Annotated in this window: 6 protein-coding genes; 1 reads left to right on the top strand and 5 read right to left on the bottom strand. The window is 68.0% G+C overall.

Going from position 1 to position 5,698, the window contains the following annotated elements; translation table 11 throughout:
* The 5 genes from KBX53_RS20150 to KBX53_RS20130 form a co-directional block, all read right to left on the bottom strand.
* Positions 1-932, bottom strand: a 932-nt coding sequence (locus KBX53_RS20150) for an ABC transporter permease (protein ID WP_210861005.1), incomplete at its 3' end; no start/stop codon positions are given.
* The gene (locus KBX53_RS20145) at positions 929-1,933 is read right to left on the bottom strand and encodes an ABC transporter permease (RefSeq protein WP_030328131.1); all 1,005 of its coding nucleotides are present in this window, start codon (positions 1,931-1,933) and stop codon (positions 929-931) included. The genes KBX53_RS20150 and KBX53_RS20145, both read right to left, overlap by 4 nt.
* 85 nt (positions 1,934-2,018) lie before the next feature.
* Positions 2,019-3,680 carry an ABC transporter substrate-binding protein gene (locus KBX53_RS20140; RefSeq protein ID WP_030328133.1) on the bottom strand — a complete coding sequence of 554 codons (1,662 nt, stop codon included), beginning with the start codon at positions 3,678-3,680 and terminating at the stop codon, positions 2,019-2,021.
* Between the two features lie 313 nt (positions 3,681-3,993).
* A complete protein-coding gene (recR, locus tag KBX53_RS20135) occupies positions 3,994-4,587 on the bottom strand; it encodes a recombination mediator RecR (protein ID WP_030328135.1) in 594 nt (197 codons plus the stop codon).
* An 8-nt stretch (positions 4,588-4,595) separates the two neighbouring features.
* Complete coding sequence (locus tag KBX53_RS20130; protein WP_030328137.1) at positions 4,596-4,904, bottom strand: YbaB/EbfC family nucleoid-associated protein; 309 nt, start codon at positions 4,902-4,904, stop codon at positions 4,596-4,598.
* Positions 4,905-5,105: 201 nt separating this feature from the next.
* On the opposite strand from KBX53_RS20130, the gene KBX53_RS20125 reads away from it, so the two are divergent.
* The coding region (locus tag KBX53_RS20125) for a DUF998 domain-containing protein (protein WP_210861003.1) at positions 5,106-5,698 on the top strand (593 nt) is incomplete at its 3' end.

Raw genomic sequence — 5,698 nt, 5'->3', positions numbered from 1 at the left:
CGCATCGCCTCACCCAGCAGGGTGAAGCCGAGCGCGGTGATGATGATCGCGACCGCCGGGTAGATCGCCAGCGACGGCCGGATGCCGAGGTACTGCTGCGCGTCGGCGAGCATGACCCCCCACTCCGGTACGGCGGTGTCCGGGTTACCCAGACCGAGGAACGACAACGCCGCAGCCTCGATGATCGCGGTGGCCAGGGTCAGGGTGGCCTGCACGATCACCGGGGCGAGCGAGTTCGGCACCACGTGGGTCAGCGCGATCTTCGACTTCTTGACGCCGAGCGAGGTGGCCGCCAGCACGTAGTCGCTGTTGGCCTGCGAGATCATCGAGCCGCGCAGCAGCCGGGCGAACACCGGCACCGAGACCACACCGACAGCGATCATCACAGTGGTCAGGCTGGCCCCGAGCAGGGCGGCGATGCTCACCGCCAGCAGCAGGCTCGGCATCGCCAGCAGCATGTCGATGAAGCGCATCAGGGTGGTGTCGACCCACCGCCCCCACCGGCCGCCGAGACCGGCCGCGGCACCGGAGATGCCACCGATCAGCGCGCCGATGGCCAGACCGATCAGGGTGGAGACCACACCGACCAGCAGGGTCTGACGGGCTCCCACGATCATGCGGCTGAACTCGTCACGGCCCTGGTGGTCGTAACCGAACCAGTGATCGCCGTCGGGCCCGGGGATGACACCCGGCTTGATCAGCCCTTCCCGGATACCGATCGTGTCCGTCGGCGCGTACGGCACGAGGAACGGGCCGAGCACCGCTACCAACACGAAGAGCGCCAGGATGACCGCGCCGACGATCGCGGCCGGGTTGCCGCGCAGCCGCCGGAACGCCTCCTGCCAGAGGCTGACACCCCGCTCGTCGTCGCGGGCGGCCAGTTCGGAGAGCCGGTCGATCTTTTCGCGCTTCTTGCCCGGGCTGAGGGTCATCGCACCCTCACCCTCGGGTCGATGAAGCTGTAGGAGAGATCAACCAGGAGGTTCACCAGCACGTACACCACCGCGATGATCAGGATGAAGCCCATCAGCACCGGATAGTCGCGTTGGCCGATGGCCTCGGCGACGAACGCTCCGATGCCACTGAAGGCGAAGACGGTCTCGGTCAGCACGGCGCCGGAGAGCAGGCCGCCCGCGAGCAGACCGATCGAGGTGGCCACCGGCAGCATGGCGTTGCGCAGGACGTGCCGGCGACGGACCGTCTGCTCGGTCAGGCCCTTCGCCTCGGCGGTGCGTACGAAGTCCTCGTTGAGCACCTCGAGCACGCTCGCCCGGGTGATCCGGACGATGATCGCCAGCGGGATGCTGGCCAGCGCGATGGCGGGCAGCACCAGATGCCAGAGGGCGTCGGCTGCGGCGTCCCACTCCCGGGTCATCAACCCGTCGAGGACGAAGAAGTTGGTCACCCGGGTCGCCCCGAGCGTCGGGTCCTGCCGGCCGCTGGACGGGAACCAGTGCAGGTTCTCCGAGAAGATCGCTTTGAGCACGTAGCCCAGGAAGAAGACCGGGATGCAGATGCCGATCAGCGAGCCGCCCACAGACGCGTGGTCCAGGAAGCGGCCGCGACGACGGGCGGCCAGGTAGCCCAGCGGGATGCCGACACCGATCGCAATGATCATCGCGGTGATGGTCAGCTCGACGGTGCCGGGGAAGCGCTCGATGAACTCCGTGGTGACCGCCCGCTTGGTGGAGGTCGAGGTGCCCAGATCAAGCTTGATCATCCGCCGTACGAAGCGGCCGTACTGGACCAGGATGGGCTCGTCGAGCCCCATGTTGCGGCGGATCGCGGCCCGCATCTCGGGGGTGCCGCGCTCGCCGAGGATGGCGGTCTCGGGGCCGCCGGGGAGACGGCGGAGCCAGATGAAGAGCAGGAGGGAGAGCCCGAACAGCGTGGGTATCAGCTGAAGCAGGCGCCTGACGATGAACCGGAACACGGCGGCCTCGAAGGGGTGCGGAGGGTTGCGGGCGGGCGCTGTGCGACAGCGCCCGCCCGCGTTCCTTGCTGCGTCAGATCAGGACTTACTTGAACTCGGCGGTGGCGAAACGCTCGTCGGTGAGCGGGCTCGCCTTGACGCCGGTCACGTCCTTGCCGAACACGATCGCCGGCGGCGAGTGCGAGATCGGCACACCGGGCAGGAACTCCATCACGGACTTGTTCAGGGCCTTGTACTTCTCGGTACGGGCCGCGATGTCCGCGGTGGTGTCCGCGTCCTTGAACTGGTCGAACAGGGCCTTGTTGTTGAAGCCCCACTCGTCCTTCGGCCGGTCGAAGAAGGTGCCGATGAAGTTGTAGGCGTCGCCGTAGTCACCGGTCCAGCCCAGGAAGTGGATGTCGTGCTTGCTACCCGAGGTGGTGGCGTTCAGGTAGTCCGGGCTCCACTTCAGCGGGATCGCCTCGACGGTGATGCCAACGGCCTTCAGGTCCGCCGAGAGCAACTCGAAGATGTCCTTCGGGTTCGGCATGTACGGCCGGGTGACCTCGGTCGGGTAGTGGAACTTCAGGGTCAGGTTCGACGCGCCCGCCTCGGCCAGCAGCGCCTTCGCCTTGGCCGGGTCGTAGGTGTACTTCGGAACGTCGCCGTTCCAGCCCTCGACGGTGTCCGGCATGAAGTTGTCGGCGACCTTGGCGCCCGGCGGCAGCTTGGAGGTGACCAGCTGCTCACGGTTCAGGGCGTACGCGATGGCCTGCCGGACCCGGAGGTCGGCGAGCTTCGGGTTGCCCTTCTGGTTGATCGCCAGGTAGAGCACGTTGAACGCCGGGCGGGTGAGCATGTTGAAGCCTTCGCTCTTCAACGGCTCGACGTCGGCCGGGCCAACCAGGTCGTAGCCCTGGATGTCACCGGAGCGCAGCGCCTGCTTGCGGGCGTTCTCGTCCGAGATCGTCTTGAAGATGAGGGTCTTCAGCTTGGCCTTGGGGCCCGAGTAGTCCTCGTTGCGCTCCAAGGTCAGCGTCTTGTTCGCGACGTCCCAGGCCTTGAACTTGAACGGGCCGGTGCCGGTCGGGTGCTCCGTCGCGTACGCCGGGTACTTGATGTCCTCGGCGCTGCCCGCGACGTTGCTGGCGTCGAACTCCTGCAGCGCCTTCGGGCTGTGGATGGAGAACGAGGGGAGCATCAGCGCGGCCGGGATCTTGCTGGAGACCCGGGTGAACGAGAGGTCCACAGTGGTCGCGTCCTTGGCGGTGCACGACTTGAAGAGGCTCGGCGGAAGGTCCGCGTTCTCGTTGTTGGCGAAGCCGCCCATGACGTCCTGCCAGTACGCCGTGACGTCCGGGCTCTGCATGAGGCCCTTGGCGTTGTACCAGCGGTTGAAGTTGACGCAGACGGCCTCGGCGTTGAAGTCGGTGCCGTCGTGGAACTTCACGCCCGAGCGGAGCTTGAAGGTCCAGGTGGTGCCGGCGGCGTCCGGGGTCCAGGACTCGGCCAGGCCGGGGGTGACCTTCGTGCCACCCTCCTCCGGCCGGACCAGGGTCTCGAAGACCTGACGCGCCACACGCAGCGACTCACCGTCGCTGGCGAAGCTCGGGTCGAGCACCTTCGGGTCTCCGGCGACGCCGAAGACGAGGGTGTCCTTCTTGCTTCCACCGGATTTGTCGTCGCGGTTGCTCTCGGCGCAGCCTGCTACCGCGAGGGCCGCGACCGCGACGGCCGCGATCGCGACCTTCGGCCTGGGTGCACGCATGTGTGCTTCACCTCGTCCTTGGGGGTACGGACAACGTGGTGACAGGGGTCACCGATGGCGGTGACCATAGCTCCCGATGCGACCAGCCGGAAACAGCCGGGTGGACTGTTGGTATCGGATCGTGCCTCAACCGCCGCTTGACATTCGATTCGTAGGTAAACGGCGGCCAAAACCGATCAATCAGCACCCGCGATGCCAAACTGTTACGTCGAACAGCCCCGATGAGGGCACAGGTGTCAGATCATTTCCGGGCAGGGACACAGCGGTGGCCGGCACCCACCCGGGTGCCGGCCACCGGTCGTACGCCAGGGGGTCAGACCGCGCGACGCCCCTCGAAGGCCCGACCGAGGGTGATCTCGTCGGCGTACTCCAGATCGCCGCCGACCGGCAGCCCGCTGGCCAGCCGGGTCACCGAGATGCCCATCGGCTTCACCATCAACGCCAGGTAGGTCGCTGTCGCCTCGCCCTCGGTGTTCGGGTCCGTGGCCAGGATCAGCTCCCGCACCCCGCCGCCACCGAGCCGGATCATCAGCTCCCGGATGCGCAGATTGTCCGGGCCGATCCCCTCCAGCGGATTGATCGCACCGCCCAGCACGTGGTAGCGACCGCGGAACTCACCAGTCCGCTCGATGGCCACCACGTCCTTGGGCTCCTCCACCACGCACAGCACCTCGTCGGTGCGGCGCGGGTCGCGGCAGATCCGGCACTGCTCGGACTCGGCCACGTTGTAGCAGGTAGTGCAGAACCGGACCAGCTCCTTGACCTTGCGCAGCGCGCCGGCCAGCCGGTTGACGTCGGCCGGATCCGCCGAGAGAACGTGGAACGCGATCCGCTGAGCGCTCTTCGGACCCACGCCCGGCAGCCGACCCAGTTCGTCGATCAGATCCTGGATGGCACCTTCGTACATCTGCCGGCTCAGAAACCGGGCAGGCCGAGGCCGCCCATGCCGCCGGCGACCGGGCCCATCTTGCGCTCGGTCAGCTCCCGGGCCGCCTCGGCGGCGTTGTGCACGGCCGCGATGACCAGATCCTCCAGCGTCTCCACGTCCTCCGGGTCGACGGCCTTCGGGTCGATCTTGATGGCCTTCAGCTCACCGGAGCCGGAGACGGTCGCGGTGACCAGCCCGCCACCGGCGGTGCCGGTCAGCTCGGCCTCGGCCAGCTCGGCCTGCGCGGCGGCGATCTGCTGCTGCATCTTCTGCGCCTGCTTCAGCATCTGCTGCATGTTCGGCTGTCCACCTGGGCGCACGGGATGGCTCCTTCTCGCACTCGTCTGCTCGACCGCCGCTCAGCCTATCCGCTGGGACCGACCTCGCCCCGCCCGGTGCGTCCGCCCACGCCGGCGCTCCGGGTACGGCTACCCCTACCCCGAACCGGCCATCTGGTGGTAGTGCGCCCACCGCCGTCGCACTGGTCTGCTCGGGGTATGAACCTCACCCGTACCGGTCGGCTCGGCGCGCTGTGCTGGCTGGCGGCCACGCCCGTCTTCCTCGTCGCCAGTCTGGTCACCGGGCTGCGCTGGCGCGAGCCGACCTACAGCTGGGCCACCCACAACATCAGCGACCTCGGCAACGTCCACTGCGGCAGCTGGGACACCACCCGCCCCCGCTACGTCTGCTCGCCGTGGCATCCGCTGATGAACACCGCGACAGTGGCCACCGCCGTACTGCTCGCCGTCGGGCTCCTGCTGACCTGGCGGATCCTCGGCCGCGGCCCGGTGGTGCGGTCGGCTCAGACCCTCCTGTTGCTGGCCGCCGGCGGATACGCCCTAGCGGCCGGCTACCCGGCCGACGTCAACGAGAACCTGCACGTTCTCGGCGCATTCCTGATCATGGGTCTGGGCAACGTCGGTCTGCTCCTCGCCGGCTTCGCCCCGAGCGGCACGACGCTCGGCCGGTACCGACGACTCACCCTCACCGCAGGGCTCATCGCGCTGGTCGGGACGGCATTGTTCGCCGCCCAGCAGGGCCTGGGAATCGGGGTAGGCGGCATGGAACGAATAGCCGTCCTACCCTTCCC

It is taken from the genome of Micromonospora sp. M51, from assembly GCF_018070305.1.
Classification (GTDB): Bacteria; Actinomycetota; Actinomycetes; order Mycobacteriales; family Micromonosporaceae; genus Micromonospora; species Micromonospora parva.
The sequence above is the reverse complement of the archived record's forward strand: the minus strand, read 5'-3'. Positions and strand labels throughout refer to the sequence as shown.

What these genes read in the sequence shown, in the direction of transcription:
- recR (WP_030328135.1), bottom strand. Translation starts at nt 4,587, where the DNA reads ATGTACGAAGGTGCCATCCAGGATCTGATCGACGAACTGGGTCGGCTG.
- KBX53_RS20140 (WP_030328133.1), bottom strand. Translation starts at nt 3,680, where the DNA reads ATGCGTGCACCCAGGCCGAAGGTCGCGATCGCGGCCGTCGCGGTCGCG.
- KBX53_RS20130 (WP_030328137.1), bottom strand. Translation starts at nt 4,904, where the DNA reads ATGCAGCAGATGCTGAAGCAGGCGCAGAAGATGCAGCAGCAGATCGCC.